The 19954-nt window shown below is 73.6% G+C and carries 18 protein-coding genes; 8 read left to right on the forward strand and 10 right to left on the reverse strand.

Features of this window, described 5'->3' with window-relative positions; translation table 11 throughout:
• Nucleotides 1-144 precede the first annotated feature (144 nt).
• On the forward strand, nucleotides 145-1317 hold the full coding sequence (locus ABZZ04_RS19660) for a M20 family metallopeptidase (RefSeq protein ID WP_356933474.1): 1173 nt from the start codon (nucleotides 145-147) through the stop codon (nucleotides 1315-1317).
• A gap of 63 nt (nucleotides 1318-1380) precedes the next feature.
• Here the strand turns inward: ABZZ04_RS19660 and ABZZ04_RS19665 are convergent, their stop codons facing one another.
• Nucleotides 1381-2382, reverse strand: a complete 1002-nt coding sequence (locus ABZZ04_RS19665; RefSeq protein WP_356933475.1) for an ABC transporter substrate-binding protein — start codon at nucleotides 2380-2382, stop codon at nucleotides 1381-1383.
• A 154-nt stretch (nucleotides 2383-2536) separates the two neighbouring features.
• Between ABZZ04_RS19665 and ABZZ04_RS19670 the strand changes: the two genes are divergently transcribed.
• Together ABZZ04_RS19670 and ABZZ04_RS19675 are read left to right on the forward strand one after the other, a co-directional pair.
• Nucleotides 2537-3328 carry an ABC transporter ATP-binding protein gene (locus tag ABZZ04_RS19670; RefSeq protein ID WP_356933476.1) on the forward strand — a complete coding sequence of 264 codons (792 nt, stop codon included), beginning with the start codon at nucleotides 2537-2539 and terminating at the stop codon, nucleotides 3326-3328.
• A gap of 139 nt (nucleotides 3329-3467) precedes the next feature.
• Nucleotides 3468-4052 carry a TerD family protein gene (locus ABZZ04_RS19675; RefSeq protein WP_356933477.1) on the forward strand — a complete coding sequence of 195 codons (585 nt, stop codon included), beginning with the start codon at nucleotides 3468-3470 and terminating at the stop codon, nucleotides 4050-4052.
• A 34-nt stretch (nucleotides 4053-4086) separates the two neighbouring features.
• On the opposite strand, the gene mgtA is transcribed toward ABZZ04_RS19675, so the two are convergent.
• On the reverse strand, nucleotides 4087-6771 hold the full coding sequence (mgtA, locus tag ABZZ04_RS19680; RefSeq protein ID WP_356933478.1) for a magnesium-translocating P-type ATPase: 2685 nt from the start codon (nucleotides 6769-6771) through the stop codon (nucleotides 4087-4089).
• Entirely contained in the window at nucleotides 6764-7117 is a 354-nt protein-coding gene (locus ABZZ04_RS19685) for a metalloregulator ArsR/SmtB family transcription factor (RefSeq protein WP_356933479.1), read from the reverse strand. The genes mgtA and ABZZ04_RS19685 overlap by 8 nt, the downstream gene beginning before the upstream one ends.
• 222 nt (nucleotides 7118-7339) lie before the next feature.
• On the opposite strand from ABZZ04_RS19685, the gene ABZZ04_RS19690 reads away from it, so the two are divergent.
• The gene (locus ABZZ04_RS19690) at nucleotides 7340-7606 is read left to right on the forward strand and encodes a GlsB/YeaQ/YmgE family stress response membrane protein (protein ID WP_283855987.1); all 267 of its coding nucleotides are present in this window, start codon (nucleotides 7340-7342) and stop codon (nucleotides 7604-7606) included.
• Nucleotides 7607-7931: 325 nt separating this feature from the next.
• Nucleotides 7932-8357: an ATP-binding protein gene (locus tag ABZZ04_RS19695; protein ID WP_356933480.1), complete on the forward strand. Its 426-nt coding sequence runs from the start codon at nucleotides 7932-7934 to the stop codon at nucleotides 8355-8357.
• A 147-nt stretch (nucleotides 8358-8504) separates the two neighbouring features.
• On the opposite strand, the gene ABZZ04_RS19700 is transcribed toward ABZZ04_RS19695, so the two are convergent.
• Nucleotides 8505-9356, reverse strand: a complete 852-nt coding sequence (locus ABZZ04_RS19700; protein WP_356933481.1) for an MHYT domain-containing protein — start codon at nucleotides 9354-9356, stop codon at nucleotides 8505-8507.
• A gap of 418 nt (nucleotides 9357-9774) precedes the next feature.
• On the opposite strand from ABZZ04_RS19700, the gene ABZZ04_RS19705 reads away from it, so the two are divergent.
• Complete coding sequence (locus ABZZ04_RS19705) at nucleotides 9775-10530, forward strand: alpha/beta fold hydrolase (RefSeq protein WP_356933482.1); 756 nt, start codon at nucleotides 9775-9777, stop codon at nucleotides 10528-10530.
• Here the strand turns inward: ABZZ04_RS19705 and ABZZ04_RS19710 are convergent.
• The 3 genes from ABZZ04_RS19710 to ABZZ04_RS19720 all read right to left on the reverse strand — a co-directional run bounded on the left by ABZZ04_RS19710 (nucleotide 10478) and on the right by ABZZ04_RS19720 (nucleotide 13830).
• Nucleotides 10478-11269: a peptidoglycan-binding domain-containing protein gene (locus ABZZ04_RS19710; RefSeq protein WP_356933483.1), complete on the reverse strand. Its 792-nt coding sequence runs from the start codon at nucleotides 11267-11269 to the stop codon at nucleotides 10478-10480. The two genes, ABZZ04_RS19705 and ABZZ04_RS19710, sit on opposite strands and share 53 nt — an antisense overlap.
• An 80-nt stretch (nucleotides 11270-11349) precedes the next feature.
• Complete coding sequence (locus tag ABZZ04_RS19715) at nucleotides 11350-12747, reverse strand: ferredoxin reductase family protein (RefSeq protein ID WP_356933484.1); 1398 nt, start codon at nucleotides 12745-12747, stop codon at nucleotides 11350-11352.
• A gap of 525 nt (nucleotides 12748-13272) precedes the next feature.
• The gene (locus ABZZ04_RS19720; protein WP_356933485.1) at nucleotides 13273-13830 is read right to left on the reverse strand and encodes a hypothetical protein; all 558 of its coding nucleotides are present in this window, start codon (nucleotides 13828-13830) and stop codon (nucleotides 13273-13275) included.
• A 77-nt stretch (nucleotides 13831-13907) separates the two neighbouring features.
• On the opposite strand from ABZZ04_RS19720, the gene ABZZ04_RS19725 reads away from it, so the two are divergent.
• Nucleotides 13908-14600 (forward strand): response regulator transcription factor, encoded by a 693-nt coding sequence (locus ABZZ04_RS19725; RefSeq protein WP_356933486.1) that lies wholly within the window; start codon nucleotides 13908-13910, stop codon nucleotides 14598-14600.
• Nucleotides 14597-16015, forward strand: coding sequence for a HAMP domain-containing sensor histidine kinase (locus ABZZ04_RS19730; RefSeq protein WP_356933487.1), 1419 nt, complete (start codon nucleotides 14597-14599; stop codon nucleotides 16013-16015). Before ABZZ04_RS19725 ends, ABZZ04_RS19730 begins: the two co-directional genes overlap by 4 nt.
• Before the next feature lie 38 nt (nucleotides 16016-16053).
• Here ABZZ04_RS19730 and ABZZ04_RS19735 read toward each other — a convergent pair whose 3' ends face one another.
• The 3 genes from ABZZ04_RS19735 to ABZZ04_RS19745 form a co-directional block, all read right to left on the reverse strand.
• A complete protein-coding gene (locus ABZZ04_RS19735; protein WP_356933488.1) occupies nucleotides 16054-16224 on the reverse strand; it encodes a hypothetical protein in 171 nt (56 codons plus the stop codon).
• Nucleotides 16225-16464: 240 nt separating this feature from the next.
• The gene (locus tag ABZZ04_RS19740) at nucleotides 16465-18723 is read right to left on the reverse strand and encodes a PAS domain-containing protein (RefSeq protein ID WP_356933489.1); all 2259 of its coding nucleotides are present in this window, start codon (nucleotides 18721-18723) and stop codon (nucleotides 16465-16467) included.
• 179 nt (nucleotides 18724-18902) lie between these two features.
• Nucleotides 18903-19895 carry a lytic polysaccharide monooxygenase gene (locus ABZZ04_RS19745; protein WP_356933490.1) on the reverse strand — a complete coding sequence of 331 codons (993 nt, stop codon included), beginning with the start codon at nucleotides 19893-19895 and terminating at the stop codon, nucleotides 18903-18905.
• Nucleotides 19896-19954 lie beyond the last annotated feature (59 nt).

Genomic DNA, 19954 nt, shown 5'->3' on the forward strand with positions numbered 1-19954 from the left:
GACAACTCCTCGGTTGTGAAAGCCTTGCCGCGCAGTGGGCCGCCAATGACTTAGGCAAGCCTAAGCTAAATACTCGCACGGCATGTCCGCGTGTGAACTTCACGACGCGGGGCAGTGCGACCGCACCCACCGGAAGAGGAACCGATGACCGACCCGTACGACGACGCCGCGCCCGCCCTCCGGGACGTCAAGTCCCGCATACGCAAGGGGATCGAGCAGGAGGGCGACGCCCTGCTCGACCTCAGCCGCCGCATCCACGGCCACCCCGAGACGGCGTTCGACGAGCACCGGGCGGCCGCCTGGTGCGCCGAACTGCTGGGCGCGCGGGGCTTCGCGGTGACCGCCCCGGTGTACGGGCTGGACACCGCGTTCGAGGCCACCGCGGGCAGCGGCCCGCTCACGGTCGCGGTGGTCTGCGAGTACGACGCCCTGCCGGACCTCGGGCACGCCTGCGGCCACAACCTCATCGCCGCCGCCGGGGTCGGCGCCGCGCTGGGCCTCGCCCCGCTGGCGGACGAACTCGGCCTATGTGTACGGGTGCTGGGCACCCCGGCGGAGGAACGCGGCGCGGGCAAGGCGCTGATGCTCCGCGAGGGCGCGTTCGACGGCGTCGACGCCGCCATGATGGTGCACCCGTGCCCGTTCGAGGTCGCCGACTTCCGGTCGTTCGCGCTGGGCACCCTGTCGGTGACGTACACCGGCCGGTCCGCGCACCCGAGCCTGAATCCGCACGAGGGCCGCAACGCCGCCGACGCGCTGACCGTGGCCCAGGTGGCCATCGGCCTGCTGCGCCATCAACTGCCGCCGCAGTGGCGGGTGCACGGCATCACCACGGAGGCCGGCAGCTCCCCCAACGCGATCCCGGACCGGACGCGCGCCGAGTACGAGCTGCGCGCGCTGGCGGCCGAGGACCTGACGGAGCTGCGCGACCGGGTGGAGGCGTGCTTCCGGGCGGGCGCGCTGGCGACCGGGTGCGAGGTGACCCTGGAGCGCCCCGAGCCCGACTACCTGGACTTCCGGGGCGATCCGGAACTGATCCGGCTGTGGACGGCCAACGCCCGCGCGCTCGGCCGTCCGGAGCCCGTGGAGCGGACCCCGTTCGCCTGCACGGACATGGGCAACGTCTCGCACGCGGTGCCCGCCATCCACCCGGTGCTCGACATCAGCGGCGGGGCCTGCGGCCCGCACGAGGCCGCCTTCGCCGAGGCCGCACTCTCGCCCGCGGCCGAACGGGCGCTGCTGGACGGGGCGACGGCGATGGCGTGGACGGCCGCGGACCTCGCCGGGGCGCGCCGGGACGGCGAGCGCACCGCCTGAGACGTGCCGGACGCGGGCCGGCCGTACGTCGAGCACGGCCGGCCCGCACCGGGTGACGCGACGTCAGGAGGCGTTCAGGGCCTTGGTGATGTCCTTGACGACCTCGTCGGCGGCGAGCGGGCCGCCGCGGGTCGACCAGACGGAGCCGTTCACCGTCACCACGTGGCCCTCCTTGACCGCGTTCAGCTCCTTGTACGCGGCCTTGGACTGCACCTCCTTCAGCGCCTGCTCGCCGTCGGAGGTGAGGGTCGACAGGAACAGCCAGTCGCCGTCGATCTCGTTGATCTTCTCCAGGCTCAGCGACGGCGTGTGCGCGTTGCCGTCCTTGTTCTGCGTCTTGGGCCGCTTCAGGCCCATCTCCAGCGCGATGCCGCTGGCGAACTGCTTGTTCTCCATCCAGCTGGGCCCGTCCGGGTTCCAGCGGACGATGGAGACCTCGGCGCCCTTGTTCCCGCCGAGCTTCTCGCCTGCGGCCTTCGCGGCGCTCTCGTGCTCGGAGATGACCTCGTTGGCCACGTCGAGCTTGTTCAGGGCGTTGCCGATGCCGCGCAGCGACAGCTTCCAGTCGTCGGTCGGCGCCATGGTGACGAGGGTGGCGGGGGTGATCTCGCGCAGCTGCTTGAGCACCTGCTCGTCCTGCATGTCACCGGCGAGGATCAGGTCGGGCTTGGCGGCGACGACCTTGTCCATGACCGGCTGGAGCAGGTTGCCGACGATGTCGATGCCCTCGACCTTGTCGGCGAGGTAGGCCGGCGGCTTGTTCAGGCCCTGGCCGTTGGTGATGCCGACCGGCTTCACGCCGAGCGCGAGCACCGCGTCGAGCTCCTCCTGAGTGAGGGTCACGATCCGCTTGGGATCGGCCGGGACCTCGACGGCGCGGCCGGTGGCGTCCTTCACGGTACGGGTGGCCGATGCCGCGGAGTCCTTGCCCGATGCCCCCTTGGTGTCCTTGTCGCCGGAGTCCGCACCGCAGCCGGTCACGAGGAGCGCGGCCGCACCGATCGCGGCGGCGACCCGGGCCGCGCGACGCGGCAGGATCAGGGAGGAACGGCTGGACAGGGTCATGGGAACTCCACGGTTCACGGAAACGTACGAACTGCGCGGAGGGCAGGCCGATGGCTCACAGCCGCCTCAACACCCCCCGCCGCGATGACTAAGGTTAGCCTTACCTCATGCTCACCGGGCAAGGGGCCCTCGTCATTTCGAAAGGGCGGTCCAGATGGAACTGCGCACCGAGCAGCTCATTGCCGGATATTCCGGGCGTACGGTTGTCGACCGCGTCGACGTGACGGCACCTTCGGGCCATGTGGTCGCGATCGTCGGGCCGAACGGCTGCGGGAAATCGACGTTGTTGCGCTCGATGGCCCGGCTGCACGCCCCGGAGTCGGGCCGGGTGCTGGTCGACGGCGAGGACCTGTGGCGGATGCGGCAGCGGGAGGCCGCGCACCGCATCGCCCTGCTCCCCCAGGCCCCGCAGGCGCCGGAGGCGGTCACGGTGGCGGGCCTGGTCCGCTACGGGCGCCACCCGCACCAGGGCCTGTTCCGCCAGTGGTCCCGCGACGACGAGCGGGCGGTCGAGCGCGCCCTGTCCGCCACCGGGACCGCCGCGCTGGCCGACCGCCGGGTCGAGGAACTCTCCGGCGGCCAGCGGCAGCGGTGCTGGCTGGCCATGGCACTGGCCCAGGAGACCCCGGTCCTGCTGCTCGACGAGCCGACCAGCGCACTCGACATCGGGCACGCCGTCGAGGTCCTGGACCTGGTGCGGCAGATAGCCGCCGACGGCCGCACCGTCGTCATGGTCGTCCACGACCTCGCCGCCGCCGCCCGGTACGCCGACACGCTGATCGCCATGCGGGACGGCCGGGTCCTCGCCTGCGGCACCCCGCGCGAGACCATCGACGCCGAGCTGGTGAGGGAGTTGTACGGCGTGGAGGCCGAGATCCTGACGGCCTCGTCGGACGGATCGCCGGTGGTGGTACCGGTGGCGACCCCGGCCGCCGTCCCCGCCTGACCGGGCGGCGCCGCCCGCCCGCACCGGCGTCCGCGGCGGCGTGCACGACCGGCGGCGGGCGGACCGGGTGTGCGGGCCCCCGGGAGCTCCGGGCACACTCTGTATGTCGCGTTACCGCCAGCAAAGGGATGATCCACGCATGATTACGCTCAAGAAGGAAGACGGCCCGGCGGACCTGGACGGAGTGACCCATCTGTCCATAGGGGTGTCCTGGGACCCCACCGCGGGGAGCAGCGGCGGAGTGATGGGGATGCTGCGCCGCAAGTCCGGGACGGACCTGGACCTGATCGCCATCGCGATGCAGGGCGCGGACCCGGTGCGTCTGGCGGGCCTCGACTCCCTCGACCCGATGGGCAACGGCTCGCTGCTCCACAGCGGTGACAACCAGACCGGGCGCGGGGACGGCGACGACGAGACGGTGACGGTCGAGTTCGCGCGCCTGCCGGAGAACATCACGTCGATCGTGTTCGTCGCCGCCGCGTACAAGCGGGGCAGCTCCTTCCAGAAGGCGCGCAACATCAGCTTCAAGGTGTACGACGCGACGGGCGGCAGCTCCCAGCAGGTCGCCGACATCTGGCCGAGCCTGCTCACCACGGACAACGGCTGCGCGGTGGCCAAGGCCATGCGGGTCGGCAACGCCTGGAAACTCGAAGTGATCAACACGACGGGGAAGATCAAGCAGGGCAGCGAGCACGCGCTGATGCGCTTCGCCATCAGCAAGTAGCCCCGGCCGGCCCACGCGTCCGGCGGCGGACGGTCTACGGCCCCGCGTCGCGGTTCCCCCGGCGGACGGCGATCGCGAGGGCCGCCGCGTACAGACCGAGCACCGCCACGAGCAGCGGGTAGTAGAGGGCGGGCAGCGCCGTCATGCCCAGGGGCGGGCCGAGCGGGGAGAGCGGCAGCAGCAGCCCGGTGACGGCGAGTCCGGCGGCCGCCCTGCCGACCGGGCCGCCGCCGCGGCCCCCGGCGGTGCGTCGGCCGGTCCGCAGGAGAACCATCACCAGGGCCTGGGTGAGCAGGTTCTCGGTGAACCAGCCCGAGTGGAACACCGCCTCGTCGTCCGCGCCCCCGGGCCCGTACAGGGCGAGGGCGAGCACCCCGAAGGTGGCCAGGTCGGCGACGGCGTTGAGCGCCCCGAAACCGGTGATGAAGCGGAGCAGGTCCCGCGGGCGCAGCGCCGTCGGGCCCCTGAGCGCGGCGGGTGCGGGCCGGTCGTAGGAGAAGGTGAGCTGGGCGGCGTCGAAGCACAGGTTCTGGACGAGGGCCTGGGCCGGGAGCATCGGCAGGAAGGGCAGCAGGAGCCCGGCGAAGAGCATGGCGATGACGTTGCCGAGGTTCGAGGACAGCGTGATGCGCAGGTACGTCGCGATGGTGACGCCGCTGTGCCGACCCGCCGTGATCGCGTGGTCGATCGCGGTCAGGTCCTTGCCGCGGCCGGCGAGGATCACGTCGGCGCTCTCGCGGACCATGTCGACGGCGTCGCGCGGGCAGATCCCGACGTCGGCCGCGTGCAGCGCGGGCAGGTCGTTGACGCCGTCCCCGAGGAATCCCGCGGTGCGGCCCGCGGCCCGCAGCGTGGTGACGATGCGGGCCTTGTGCTCGGGGGTGCAGCGGGCGAAGACGGTGGTGCGGTCGGCGAGTTCGGCCAGTTCCGGGCCGGTGAGCCCGTCGATGCGGTCGGCCGTGCACACCTCCCCCGGGTCCAGCCCCAGGTCCCGGCAGGCGCGGGCCGCGGTGCCCGGGTGGTCGCCGGTGAGCACCTTGACGGCGACGCCGCGGTCGGCGAGGACGCGCAGGGCGCCGGCGGCGGAGGGGACGAGTTCCTCGCGCAGGGCGACGAAGCCGACGAAGGTCAGGCCGCGTTCGTCGGCGGGGGTGTACGGGCGGTGCCTGGCGGGGCGTTCGGCGGTGGCGACCGCCAGGAGCCGCAGCCCGTCGTCCGCCCGGCCCGCCGCGAGCCGGAGCAGCCGCCGGCGCCGGTCGTCGTCGAGGGCGCACCGCTCCAGCACGCTCTCGACGGCGCCCTTGACGACGAGCGTGTCCGTGCCGAGCCGGCCCGGTACGCGCACCACTGCGGTGGAGAGGCGGCGGGCCGGGTCGAAGGGCACGGCCGCGATCCCGTCGTGGGCCTGCGCGTCCTGCACGTCGGCCGCGTCGAGGACCGCCTCGTCCAGGGCGTCGGGGACGGGCAGGTCGGCGAGTTGCAGCGTCCACCAGGCGTTCACGGCGGCCCAGCGCAGGACCTCGGGATCGTCCCGCCCCTCGGCGTCCAGTCCGCGCACCACGACGGGGCGGTCCCGGGTGAGCGTGCCCGTCTTGTCCAGGCACAGCACGTCGACCGCGCCCAGGTCGTGCAGCGCGGGCAGCCGTCTGACGATCACTCCGTGGGCGCGGGCGAGGAGCGAGGCGCCGCGGGCCAGACAGGTGGTGACGACGACCGGCAGCATCTCCGGGGTGAGCCCCACCGCCACCGCCACCGCGAAGGGCAGCGTCTCCAGGCCCCGGCCGCGCAGGGCGGCGTTCGCCATCAGCACCAGCGGCGGCGTCACCAGCATGAACCGGATGAGGGTCCAGGAGATCCCGTGCACGGAACGGTCGAAGGCGCTCGGGCCGCGCGGGTGCACGAAGTCGTGCGCGGCGGCGAACCGGGTGCGCGCCCCGGTCGCCACGACCACCGCGGTGCCGCTGCCCGACATGACGCTGCTGCCCTGGAAGCACGACTGCGGCTCGCCGAACGGCCCGTGCTCCGGCGCCCCGCTCCCGGACCCGCCCGGCGCACCGCTCCCCGGCCGGCCCGGCGCGTCGACGGGGTACTTGGCGACCGGGGCCGACTCGCCGGTCAGCGCCGCCTGGTTCACGCTCAGGCTGTTCGCGCGCAGCAGCCGTACGTCGGCGGGGACGAGGTCCCCGGGCCCGAGCCGGACCACGTCCCCGGGCACCAGCTGGTCGACCGGGATCTCGCGCGGCACCGGGGCCGCGTCCGGCCCCGTGCGGCGCACCACCGTGGCGGTGGTCGCCACCAGTTCCCGCAGTCCCGCCATCGACCGGTCGGCCCGGTGCTCCCCGGCCGACCGCAGCGCGCAGCTCACCACCACGAGCACGGTGATCACACAGGCCGGGCCCCAGGACGCGACGGCCACGGACACCAGTCCCAGGCAGAGCAGCACCGCGGTGAACGGGTCGCGGAGGCTGTGCAGGAACCGGCCGGGCCACGACACCGTCCGCCGGGCGGGCAGGGTGTTCTCGCCGTACCCGGCCAGGCGTGCCTCGGCCTCCTCGTCCATCAGGCCGTGGGGTCCGCTGTCCAGTGTGCGCAGCACCTGGAGCGAGGTGGGGCCCGCCGGGGTGCCGCCGGCCCCGGGGGCATCGGCCGGTGCCGGAAGGGCCCGCGACGGGAACGGCACCACCAGGCCCCGCCCCTCGGTCGCGGAGGTCTCAGGCACCGGTCCGGCGGAGTGTGCGCGAGGGCGTAGCGGCGGCGCGTGCGGCCAGCCGGCCGACCATCATCCGCACCACGGCCACCACGTCGGGGTCGTCCACGAAGTACACCATCCGCCGGCCGTCGCGGCTGGAGCGGACGAGCCCCGCGAGCTTCAGTTTCGTCAGGTGCTGGCTGACGGCGGGCAGCGCACCGCCCACCCGCTCCGCGAGTCCGGTCACGTCGCTCTCGCCCTGGGCCAGCGCCCACACGATGTGCAGCCGCGCCGGGGACGCCAGCAGTCCGAAGGACGCGGCAGCCTCCGCGAGCACCTCGGCGGGCGGGTCCTCGAAGCCGTCGACGTCCGTCACCACCGTCGTCCCCTTCTCTTCCCGGATCGTTTGCGGGCCCAAGTCTAGGCAGTGCCCGACGGCCGCCGTCCGGCCGCACGGGGACGCGGGACCGCCGCGGAGCAACCACCCCCGCCCGCCCCGCGTCCTCACCATCGTCCGTACAGTTGCGCAACCATGCAATGCACTCGCCGGCCGGGGCCGTTCCCGCCCCGGTGCGGCCCGATGAGGGGAATGACGAACGTGGGCATCATCAGCTGGATCATCCTCGGCCTCGTCGCCGGAGTCATCGCCAAGATCCTGCTTCCCGGCCGCGATCCCGGCGGCCTGATCGGGACCACCCTCATCGGTGTCGCCGGTGCCTTCGTCGGCGGCTGGCTCTCGGCGCACTTCTTCGACCGGCCGGTGGAGAAGGAGTTCTTCGACCTGACCACCTGGGGAGCGGCGATAGGCGGCTCCCTCGTCCTGCTCATCGGTTACCGCCTCCTCTTCGGCAACTCGCGGAACTGACCGGGGAGCGCACTTCCCCGGGCCGGTGCCCCACCGGCCCGCGCCCCGTGGACGCGCCGCCCGGCCCGGCGCGGCGCCCCGGGGCCGCGTTCTCGAACATCCGATCATGCACTCCGGTGCCGTGACCGACCGCTCGGCCGCCGTCGTTACCTCTGCGGAGTTCCCGCAACGGGCGACTTCGCCGGAGCGACGACGGGTGGTGCGGACGGATGCGTGCAACAGGTGCGGAGGTGCGGCCGACGTGCCGGGTCGGTACGCGGCGCGAGGCGTCGTGCGTGTCGCACCGCCCGGGAGCGGCCGGCGGCACCGGGCCGGAACGCGCGTGATGCTGCGTCTGCCCGCGCACCCGGACCACCTCTCCTGGGCCCTGCCGTCGATCCGCGGATCGGTGCAGGCGGCCCGGGACCGTTCCGGCCAGTGGCTGCACCGGGCCGGCATCGCACCGGACTCCACCCTCTTCGACGCGGCCCTCCAGGTGGTGGCCGAGCTCGTCTCCAACGCCGTGCAGCACGCCGACCTCTCACCGGACGTGCAGGTCTCCCTGGCGCTGGAGGGATACCTCCTCACGATCTCCGTCGGGGACCAGGACCCGCGTCCGGTTTCCCTGGAGGGCCTCGCGCCCCGGCAGGGCCTCGCGATGGTGTCCGGCCTCGCGCGCGACTACTCCGGCGACGTACGGACCGAGCCCGCCTGCGACGGGCCCGGCAAGAGCGTCATCGTCCGGTTCGCGCTGCTCGGCGCGATCGAATGAGCCGGGGCCCGGCCCCGGCCGGGTTCCCGCCGTGCCCGGCCGGGTCAACAGGGGAGGGGCCGTCCCGCGCGCATGACGCACGGTACGGCCCCGGCCCGGCCGGGCGCGGCCCCCTCCGGTACCACCGGAAGGAGCCGCGCTCCCCTCCTACGGCCTGCCCACCCGCTGCCTTCCGGACGTACGCCTCCCGGCCGTACGCCTTCCGGCCCTCCCCGCGGGCCCCCCGGAGGACGGGGACGCGTCCGGGTCCTCCCACTCCTCCCCCAGCATCAGGACGGGGTCGAACATCACCACCGCCGCGGCCACCACCAGGAACACGGCCGGTCCCAGCAGCATCGGCACGAGCAGTTCCGTGCCGGTCATCCCGCCGCCGCCGTGCGACCCGTGGCCCTCCCCGAGTTCCACGTTCAGCGCGGCCATGCCCGTGTAGTGCATCGCGGCGACCGCGACCCCGAAGATCAGGCTCGCCCGGAGGCTCGCACGGAACCCGTACGCGGACATCGCGGACCACAGTGCCGCCGTCGCCGCGACCACCGCGATCACCACGGACAGCACCACCAGGGGCACGGAGTAGCTGATCCCCGACCCCACGTGCATCGCGGCCATGCCCAGGTAGTGCATGCCCGCGATGCCCAGTCCCATCAGCAGCCCGGCCGTCAGCAGCGCCGGCCGGCGCGCCCCCAGGTAGCTGACGGCGAAGATGCCGATGCCCACGACGACGACCGCCACCACCAGGCTCGCCGCGGTGAGCGTGCCGTCGTAGGTGACGGAGGATTCCGCCACGCTGAAGCCGAGCATCGCGATGAAGTGCATCGTCCAGATGCCGACGCCGATCGACGTGGACCCGAGCGCGAGCCATCCCGCCTTCGCGACGCCCTTGCTGTGCATCGACCGGTTCGTGCACCGGAGCCCGAGGGCCCCACCCAGCCAGGCGACGAGGAACCCGGCGACCGGAGTCACGAGACCCTGACTGAAACCATCCACGGTCGCGGACGCCATCGCTCCGCTCCTCCCTTGCCCGACCCGTGCGCGAACTCCCCTTCGAAGCCCCGCCCGACGACGATAAGCGGACGCGATGGCCGAAAACCCACCCTCATGCATAACTGAATCATCACGAAAGACAGTGGTTGATCTTGAATCCGCCTTCATGTGATATCGCGCACGGAAAAAGCGCCCATTCCGATCGACGGTGATTCCGTTTCGAGATCTGACGGGAAGTCACCGGCCGGGCGCCTCCGCGCCGCGTCCACCGGCCGACGGCGCGGACCGGCGGTTCGGCGGTTCGGCGGTTCGGCGGTTCGGCGGTTCGGCGGTTCGGCGGTTCGGCGGTTCGGCGGTTCGGCGGTTCGGCGGTTCGGCGGTTCGGCCGGCGGTGAACTCCCGCTTCCCGCAGGGCTCGTGCGCGTACCCTCCGGACATGGCTGATCACCGCTCGGTCGACGTGGGAGGGGTCCGGCTGGCCTACCGGGTGTCGGGCCCGCCGGACGCCGCCCCGCTCGTCCTGCTGCACGCCCTGGGGGAGAACGCCGGCGACTGGGACGCGGTGGCGCCCGTCCTCGCCCGCGACCACCGGGTGCACGCCCTCGATCTCCGCGGCCACGGCCGGAGCGACCGGCCGGGCGACTACTCCCTCGAACTCATGCGGGCCGACGTGTCCGGGTTCCTGGAGGCGCTGGGGCTCGACCGGGTGGACCTGGTCGGGCACTCCATGGGCGGTGTCGTGGCCTACCTGCTCGCGGGGCGGCACCCTCGGCGGGTGGGCCGGCTCGTCCTGGAGGACGTCCCGGTCCCGCTCCCCCGGGAGCCGACCGTCCCGACCCGGCCGGACGACGACCTGGACTTCGACTGGGCGGTGGTGCCGGCCGTCAGGGGGCAGATCGACCGGCCCGACCCCCGGTGGCCGGGGCTGCTCGGCCGGATCACCGCCGAGACCCTCGTGGTGGCCGGGGGCCCGCTCAGTCATGTGCCCCAGGACGGGGTGGCCGAGCTGGCCCGTCGCGTCCCCGGCGGCCGGCTGGTCACCATTCCGGTCGGGCACCTGGTCCACCACGCGGCGCCCGAGGAGTTCACCGGGACGGTCGCGGCGTTCCTCCGGGGCGCACCGGCGCCGGTCGGTCCCGTCAGCGCTCCGGGCCGGGCCCGTCCGTCTCCGCCCGGAGCGCCTCCCGGGTAGCGGCCCCGTAGACGCCGCGCGGATCGTCGATGCCCCGTATCCGCTGGAAGCGGAGCACGGCGTCCTCGACGGCAACCGAGAAGACACCGTCGTACGGGCCGTTGTACAGGGCGAGCCGGGCCAGTCGCCACTGGAGTTCGGTCACCTGCGGCCCGCTGCTGCCGAGCGCCGGCGCCCCGTCGTCGGGCAGTCGCGAGCGCTCCGGTGCCGCTCCGGCCGACGGGGTGCCGGCGCCGCTCGTCCCGGGGCCGGGCGTGCGACTCGGAACGGGCGGGGGCGTCCCGGGGGCGGCGGGCGCGATCGTGCTCCGGGTGGGCGCCGGGGCCGTGAACCGGGCGGGCGCGTCCTCGTCGGCCCCGGCCACGCGGCGCTCCTCGGCCGACGGTGTCGTCAGGGGCACCGCGATCCGGCGGGTGGTCGGCGGGCGGTCGGGACCGGAGGCCGCGGACACCCCCATGAGGACGGCCGAGGAACCGGCCACCGTCGCCGCCACGAAGGCGAGCACCCGGCCGAACGCCCCCGCCCCGGCCCGGGTCCCGCGCCCGCGGGGTCCCGGCTCCTCCTCCGCGTCGGGCGACCGTACGGGAGCGGGGGCGGGCACGGGGTCGGCGAAGAGGTCCAGGATCTCCTGCTCGATCGTGTCCTCGGTGCTGTCCGGCGGCGCCACCCGTCCGAGTACGGAATTCGCCTCGGGGTGCCCGGTGCCGTCGTGGTGCCACGGGTGCTGCTGTGCGGTCATGTGCCGGTCCTCCAGGCACGTCGGTGGTGTGGGCGTCGTGTCCTGTGCCGTGTCCCGCACGGGACGGGCGCGGGCGGGGGTCATGCGGAGCGGCGGTGGGGCGGGGCCCCGGGCGCGGTCCGTCGGCGCGACGCCCCGCGGGAGCCGTCGAAGGAGAAGTCCTCGGTGTGGATCCGTTTCCCCGGGACCCCGGCCCGGACGAGTGCGGTGACGGCCGCCCCGGTCATGGCCGACGGTCCGCACACGTAGACGTCGCGCCTGACGAGACCGGGGACCAGACCGCGCAGCGCCTGCGGGGCGAGCGGGTTGAAGGAGGCGTCGGACGGGCCGAGCAGGTAGTGGAGGTCCGCCCCGCGGTACGCGGCGATGGCTTCCAGTTCCTCGCGGAACACCAACTGTTCCTCGCTGCCCGCGCGGTAGAGCAGGGTGATGTCGCCCGGCCCTCCCGGCAGCGTCTCGAAGAGCGTCCGTATCGGTGTGATGCCGACGCCTCCCGCCAGGAGCAGGACCTTGCGCCTGGTGCGTCTGCGCGCGGTCATCGCGCCGAACGGCCCGGTGGCCAGGACCCGGGTGCCGGGCTTGAGCCTCCGGATCCGCCGGGTGTGGTTCCCGACCGCCTTGACGGTGATGCGGATCGTGTCGTCCCGCACGGGTGCGGAGAGGGAGAAGGGCAGGGCGGAGTGCCAGATCCTGCGCTGCAGGAAGCGCCACCGGAAGAACTGCCCGGATTCCGCTTCGAGGGCGTCCAGCCCGGTGCCCCGCATCAGCACGGAGACCACTCCGGGCCCCTCGGTCCGCACCTCCAGGACGCGCAGGTCGTGGCGCATCGCCTGGCGGACCGGGACGACGAGCCGGTACTGGACCAGCAGTGCCGCGACCACGGCATGGAGCGCCACCCACACGCAGAGCACGAAGCCGTTGTCCCCTATGTCCGGTCCGGTCATCTGGTGGGCGACGCCGAGCCCGGCCCCCACGTAGGTGAGCAGGTGCACCGCCCGCCAGATCTCGTGCGGGACACGGCCTCGTACACCGCGCGCCGACACTGCGCCGACCGCGCAGAGCAGCACCGTCCCGACGCAGGCGAGCGCGATGCCCGTCGAGCCCAGCATGTCCAGCGCGGAGGTCAGCAGGTCGCTCCCGCTGCGCGTCGCGTATCCGCACAGGGCGAGCACCCCGTGCGCCAGGCACGACAGGATCACCCAGCGCCCGCCCCACGCGTGCAGCCGCGCGAGCCGGTCGGCGCCGACGCCGTGCTCCACCGCCGGTACCCGTGCCATCAGGAAGAACATGACGAGGACGCCGTACCCGGCGAGCAGGCCGGTGAGATGGGCGAAGGCCGCGAACAGTCCGTCGAGCCGGGCCGTGGGCTCCGTCCCGGCCGCCCAACGGGCCGTGACGGCAAGGGCCCCCGCGGCCAGACCCGCCTGGAGCGACGCCGGGGAGATCCGCGGCACGAACGCCGTCCGGGGAGCGCGCATCCGCCTCACGAACCGCTCCGACCACACCCGTACCGTCGGTGCCGGCGACTGGCGGTGCCGCGTCCGGGCTGCCGCCGTCCGCACGGTGCGGTGGGCGGCGTGCCTCGCGCCCGGCACCGCGCCGGGGGACGACGGTGCGGTGCCGAACACGTTCCGGGGCCGCGTGAGGATCCCCTTTCCCATCGGGCGAAAGGAGCTTTCTTCTGTTTCGGTACGGAGCCGGGATTCCACGGTCCGAACATAGCCGTCCGCCCGGGGCGGAAAGTCCGTCCACGGCGCCCGGGAAAGATCCTTAAGGTTCTCTTCAGTTTCGCTTCAAGGACGGCTAAGCCTTTTTCCCGAACGCGTGACGCCCCTGGCAATAAAGTGATGTGACGGCGGCTCGGAAGGTTTCGGGAAACGGAAGTTTCCGGAGCGCGGAAAGTCCGGGACCAAAAGCCCGGCACGGAAAACCCGGTGCGGAAGGTCCGGCGCGGAAAGCCCGGATCGGATCACCGGGACCGGCCCGCGTCCACGGGGCAGCGCTCAGCTGCCTTCCTCGATCTCGACGAGCGGAGCATGTTGATACCAGCTGCAGAAGACCGAGATCTCCCGGGAGTCCTTGGTGAAGGACACCCGGATCCACTGCGGGTGCTTCCAGGTCTGCATCCGCCAGCCCGATTCGGGGACGGCCGAGACCAGTTCCGCGTCGTTCTGCTTGATGTTGAAGACGACCCGGCCGCCGTCGACGGTGTAGCCCTTCACGTTCCCGGACCCGCCCGTCGGCCGGTCGGCGGCGGGCGGCGCGGAACTCGGCGCGGTGCTTCCCGGCCCGTCGGTCGGCGGCTTCGTCCCGGTCGCGTCGTCACCGCCGCCGCCGCTCGCGGACGGGCCGGGCGTCGGGGACTTCCGGGGGCGGTACGTGGCGGAGGGCCGGGGATCGGCGTTCTCGTGCTCGGCCTGCTCCACGTCCACGATCGGCAGGGCGCGCGGCGGGTCGTAGGCGGTCCCGGACATCACGGTGTGGACCCCCCACCAGGTCAGCGTGACCGCCGCCCCCGTGGAGAGCACCCACGCTATGCCGTTCACCAGTCCTCGTCGCATCCGGAACATCTTGCACCATGCGTCTTCCTGGCCGGTACAGCGGGGAACACTTCGTTGAATAGCATACGATTTCCCCCATGGCTGGTGTGCTCGTCGTCGAGGACGACCGTTTCGTACGCTCTGCCCTCATCCGGCACCTGACCGATGCCTCCCATGTCGTGTGGAACGTCGGTACGGCCCTCGAGGCGCTGCGCGAAGTCTCCCGTTCCCGGTTCGACGTGGTCATCCTGGACCTCGGGCTGCCCGACCTGGACGGCGCCAAGGCGTTGAAGATGCTGCGCGGCATCACCGACGTGCCCGTGATCATCGCGACCGCCCGGGACGACGAGGCCGAGATCATCCGGCTGCTCAACGACGGCGCCGACGACTACATCACCAAGCCGTTCTCCGTCGAGCACCTCTCGGCGCGCATCGCCGCGGTGCTGCGGCGCGCCGGCACGGGCCGCACCGGCGAGGCGCCGCCGTCGCAGGTGCTCCGGGTCGGCGGCCTCGCCATCGACCCGCTGCGCCGGCAGGCGACCCTGGACGGCGTCCAACTCGTCCTGACCCGAAGGGAGTTCGACCTGCTCGCGTTCCTCACCGAGCGGCCCGGGGTCGTCGTGTCCCGCAAGGAGCTCCTGGCCGAGGTGTGGCGGCAGCCGTACGGCGACGACCAGACCATCGACGTCCATCTGTCGTGGCTGCGCCGGAAGCTGGGCGAGTCCGCCGCCAGGCCGCGTTATCTGCACACCTTCCGCGGGGTGGGAGTGAAGCTGGAAGCCCCGCTGTGAGATGGGCCCTGGTCAGGATCTGTCTCGCGGTCACCACGATGGTCGTGGTGGCCTTCGCCGTCCCGCTCGGTCTGGTCATCCGGGAGATGGCGTCGGACCGGGCGTTCTCCGACGCCGAGCGGCAGGCGGCCGCGATCGGCCCCACGCTCTCCATCACCGCGGACCGGGAGCAGTTGACCCGGGCCGTCATGTCCACCGAGGCCGGTGCGCAGGGCCGGGTGACCGTGCACGTCCCGGGCGACGACACCCGCGCCGCACTGGAGATCGGCCGCTCCCGGGCGACGGACGGGGAGATCGCGGCCACCCGCGAACTGGGCCGTGAGTCGGTCGCGAAGGTGCCGGGCGGCTCGGCGCTCATGACGCCCTTCGCGTTGCGTTCCGGGAGGACCGCGATCGTCGAGGTGTTCGTGCCCGAGGACGAGGTCGGCAGTGGTGTGACCACCGCCTGGATCATGCTCGCCGGGGTGGGCGTCGCACTGGTCGCCGGTTCGATCGCGGTCGCGGACCGGCTGGGCGCGCGCATGACCCGGCCCGCCGCCCGACTGGCGAGCGCCGCCCATGAGCTGGGCGAGGGCAGACTCGACGTGCGGGTCCCCGAGAGCGGACCGGCGGAGCTCGAACAGGCCGCCGTCGCCTTCAACTCCATGGCGGACCAGTTGCTCCAGCTCCTCGCCAACGAGCGGGAGCTCGCGGCGGACCTCTCGCACCGGCTGCGCACTCCCCTGACCGTGCTGCGCCTGAACACCGCCTCGCTGGGCGGCGATCCGGCCGCGGACCAGACGCGGGCCGCCGTGGACCAGCTGGAGCACGAGGTGGACATGATCATCCGCACGGCGCGCGAGGCCAGGCCGCAGGCGACGGCCGCCGCCCCCGTGGCGGGCTGCGACGCGGCCATGGTGATCCGGGAACGGATGGAGTTCTGGTCCGCGCTGGCGGAGGACGAGGGGCGCGGGGTCCGGGTCGCCGGTGTCGACCGTCCGGTGCACGTCCCCGTCGCCCGCGCCGATCTGGTGGCCGCCCTCGACGCACTGTTCGGCAATGTGTTCCGGCACACCCCGGAGGGCACCGCCTTCTCGGTCGACGTGCACGGCGGCGGGTACTCGGTGATCGTGCTGGTCTCGGACGCGGGTCCGGGCATCGACGACCCGGAAGCGGCCCTCACCCGCGGCAACAGCGGTGCCCGGAGCGGTTCGACGGGGCTCGGTCTGGACATCGTGCGACGGCTGGCCGAGGACACGGGCGGCGACGTGCGCATCGGCCGCTCGGTGCTCGGCGGCGCGGAGATCCGCATCCGCATCCAGCTCGACGGCCGGCGCTCCGGGCAGGGGCAGCGGCGCCATCGCGGTTCGGGCCGGCGCGGGAGGCGCGCCGTTGCCGGGACCGTGCCGGGACGGTCCCGGTCCGGTCGCCGCTGACCCCGGTCCGGGCCGTCGGGTGCCGGGCGCACGGGACGTCAGGCGGACAGTCGGCCGGACGGGCGGGCGGCGCCCCTCGCCGTCCTGCGGGGGTGGACGTCGACAACCCGGTGGCCGGCGTCCCAGGCCCGCACGGCCGCGCGGGCCGCGTCCGCGAGCAGGCCGAGGGCGACCGGATCCTTCGGGCCCCGCACGGCGACGGCCCGCATCGCCCGGTGCTGGGCGATGCGAGCGGCGCGTATGTCGAATTCCAGGGTCGAGCCGTTTCGTCGGGCCGCGGGACGGGGCCGCGGGGAACACGTACGGGGGCGGGGTGGCGGGGGAACACGTACGGGACGGGCGGCGGGGAGACGGACGGGGGTGATCCGCCCGTGCCCGGTGCCGGTCCGGGCGGTCACCGCGCCCGCTTCACCACGGCTGTTCCGCACAGCCGTTTCACCACTGCCGTTTCACCAGGGTCCGCCGCCGGCCGGTCCGGAGTACTGCCCGGAGTACGGGACGGCGGGGAGCAGGTGCGCGGCCCCGCCGTCGCCGGGGAGGTCCGGGCCGCGCAGGGGCCGCCGGGGGCCGGCCGGTGCGGGCAGCAGATCGAGGTGCCCGGGCGCGCGGTCGCCGTGCCGCTCGTACTCCGTGACGGGGTAGGGGTCCTCGTCGTGCACGGGAAGGGCCGTCGGGACGAGTACGGGTGGGGCCGGCAGCATCGGGATCGGTCCGGAATCGCCCATGGTCGTGTCCGTCCACCGCTGTGCCGGTGTGAACGCGTGCCGCGGCGCGGGGAGTTCGCCCTCGTGCCGTTCGGCGGGGGCGGCCGCCGCGACGGGCCCGATGCCCGTCGGGGGCACCCTGTCCCCCGGCGCGGCGTATTCCCCGGTCCCCTCGGCGCCGGTCGGACCGACGGTCTCGGCGGGTCGGCCCCGGCGTCGTCCGCTCGGCTCGCCGGGCACCGTGACCGCGTCCCAGCGGTCCTCGGTCTCCGACGCGGCGGGGAGCGGGGTCCTGCCCCTGCGGCGGCCGGTCGGGCCGGGGTGCTCCGTGCCGGGTCCGGGGGTCTCGGCACGGGTGCGCTGGTGTCTGCCGCCGCGGGTGCCCGTCGTCCTCCCGGGGAGCGTGCCCGTGCGCGGGCCGGGGATCCCGGCCGCCGGCGCGGGGGCCGTCTCCCGTGTGCCGAGCGGTACTTCGAGGACGTAGACCCCTTCGTCCTCCCCCGTCCCCCCGTGCGCCTGCACCACTCCGCCGTGCGCGGCGACGATCCCCCGCACGATGGGCTGGTGGACGGGGTCCCCTCCGGCGTACGGGCCGCGGACCTCGATCCGTGCGGTGTTCCCCCGCTGTGCGAGGGCGACGACGATCGCCGGGACGGCGCTCCCGGAATCCGTGGTGCGGGCCAGCCGGTTCCGGCCCGCCGAGTCGACTCCCGCGACGTCCGCGAGGAGGTGGGCGAGTGCCGTCGTGAGCCGTTCCGCGTCCGCCTCCGCCCCGATCGGCGCCGTGTGCACGGTGAACCGGGCCCGGTTGGCGCCGATGAGTTCGGCGGCCGCGGCGACGCCGGCTTCCACGACACCGTCCAACCGCACCTGTTCCATGCGCAGTTCCTCGGCGCCCGTGTCGAGTCGCTGGCTGCCCAGGACGTTGTCGAGCAGGGCCACCATCCGGGCGTGCCCGGCCGCCAGCCGGTGCATGGCCTGGCCGGCCTCCGGCCAGAGGTGGCCCGCGTTGTCGGCGGCCAGGGTGGCGAGTTCGGTGTGCATCTCCGTCAACGGTCCGCGTACCGCCTCCTCCAGGGCGGCCGTCAGCTGTTCGTTCCGGACGGACAGGCTCGCCCGGTCCTCCCGGTGCCGGTCCAGTTCGTCCGCGTGCCGCTCTTCACGTTCGGCGAGTTCGGCGCCGTGGGTCAGCACCAGCTGTTCGCAGGCGCTGCGGTCGGTGAACGTCATCACGGCGCCGACGAGCTGGCCGCCGTCGCGCACCGGAGCGGTGGTGATGTCGACGGGCACCCGGGTGCCCTCCTTCGTCCACAGCGCCTGCCCGCGCACCCGGTGCTTGCGACCCGAGCGGAGGGTGTCGGCGAGCGGCGACTCGTCGTACGGGAACGGGCCGCCGTCCGCCCGCGAGTGCAGCGCCAGGGAGTGCAGTTCCCGGCCGCCGAGCCGGCTGGCCCGATAGCCGAGGATCTGTGCGGCGGCGGGGTTGACCAGGACGATCCTCCCGTGGACGTCGGTGCCGACGACCCCCTCGGTCACGGCGCGCAGGATCATCTCCGTCTGCTGCTGCGAGCGGGTCAGTTCGGCCTCGGTGTCGAGGGTGCCGGTGAGGTCCCGCAGCACGAGCATGAGCAGTTCCTCGCCGGTGTGCGCCCGGTACGGGTCCCGGTGGCCGGTCCCGGTGTCCAGGTAGACGTTGGTGATCTCGGCGAGGAACTCGTGGCCGTCGGGGCGTCGCGCGGTCGTCCGGGCGGGCTTCGTGCGCCCCCACGCGTCGGCGTCCTCGGGCAGCAGCATCGAGCCGGGGAGCAGGCGCGATTCGAAGCCGGGCAGGATGTCGAGGAGCCCGCGGCCGACGAGGGCGGTGCCGGGGGTCTCGAACATGCCGAGGGCCACGGCGTTCGCGTCGACGACCGTGCCGTTGCTGTTGACGATCACGAGGCCGTCGGGGAGGGCGTCGAAGACGACGGCGAGACGGTCTGCCCCTCGGGGTGGTCTGTTGTTCACGACGACGCTTCTCTCCTGAACCACGGTGTCCTGCCTGCCCGTCCGCTCGCACCGGTGCCGGTGCCGGTGCCGGTGCCGCGCCCGCCGACACCGGTACGGGCGGGCGCGGGTGGGTGATTGCCTACGGTCCGCCCGTCGCCGGGGCCCTGCCGCGGGCCCCGGGCGCGGTCGGTACGGTCTCAGCGTCCGCCGGTCGCTCCGCGGCGGCGGCCCAGGGCGAAGACCGAGGCCGCTCCGATCGCCAGCACGGCGGCTCCGGCGACGGCGATGACCGGGGTGGTGCTGTCGCCGCCGGTCTCGGCGAGTTCGACTCCGGTCTTCTCGGCGGCGCTGTTCGCCTCGGGCGTGTTGCTCCCGCCCGTCGTGGTGCCGGGTGCCGCCGCGTCCGGCTTCCCGCTGCCCCCGTCCTTGCCGGCCGGGGCCGGCTTGTCCTGGCCGCCGTGGCCCCGGTGCGTGACGGAGGACTTGCCGGCCCCGGCCGCGATCTCCTCGTCGGTGGGGGCGGTCGCCTGCTGTGCGGGCCCCTTGGCGCCGCTGTCCTTGCCGAAGACCACGTCCGAGCAGGTGTAGAACGCCTCGGGGGAGTCGGAGCGCTGCCAGATCGAGTAGATGAGGTGGCGGCCGGACCTCGCGGGGACATCGCCCCGGAAGACGTAGTCGCCGTTCTCCATCCTCGGGTCGGCGACCTCCACGAAGGGCTTCGTCTCCAGGTCCGACCACTTCAGCGGCTTCGTCGGGTCGTAGGAGTCCTTCGTGATGTACAGCGCGAAGGAGCCCTTGTGCGGGGCGGTGCCCTTGTAGCGGAAGGTGTGGCCGCCCGCGGACATCTTCGTCGACGGCCAGTCCGCCCGCGGCAGGTCCAGGCCCCGGTACTTCTCGTTGGCCGCACTGCACAGCTTGCCGTCCGGGATGATCTGCTTCGACTTCCCGGCCGCGTTCGCGATGTTGACCGCGTTCCAGTCGTAGAAGGCCTGCTTCCCGCTCGCCGCGACGGCCGCCTTGCACGCCGCCGACCGCGGCGACTCCACACCCTCCGCGTAACAGGCGGAGACCCGGCTCACCGGATCCGTCATCGACCCGTGCGCCGCCGCCGGAGCACTCAGCGAAACGGTCAGGAAAAGTGCTGCGGAACCGGCTCCGGCGCATGCTGCGGCCTTGCGGTAAAACGTCATGGGACGAACTCCTCAACCCTGCGGTGGTGTTTGGGGACGGGGGTACCGGGCGGTCTCCC

The sequence above is a fragment of the Streptomyces sp. NPDC006435 genome (assembly GCF_040612315.1).
In the GTDB taxonomy this organism is placed as follows: Bacteria; Actinomycetota; Actinomycetes; order Streptomycetales; family Streptomycetaceae; genus Streptomyces.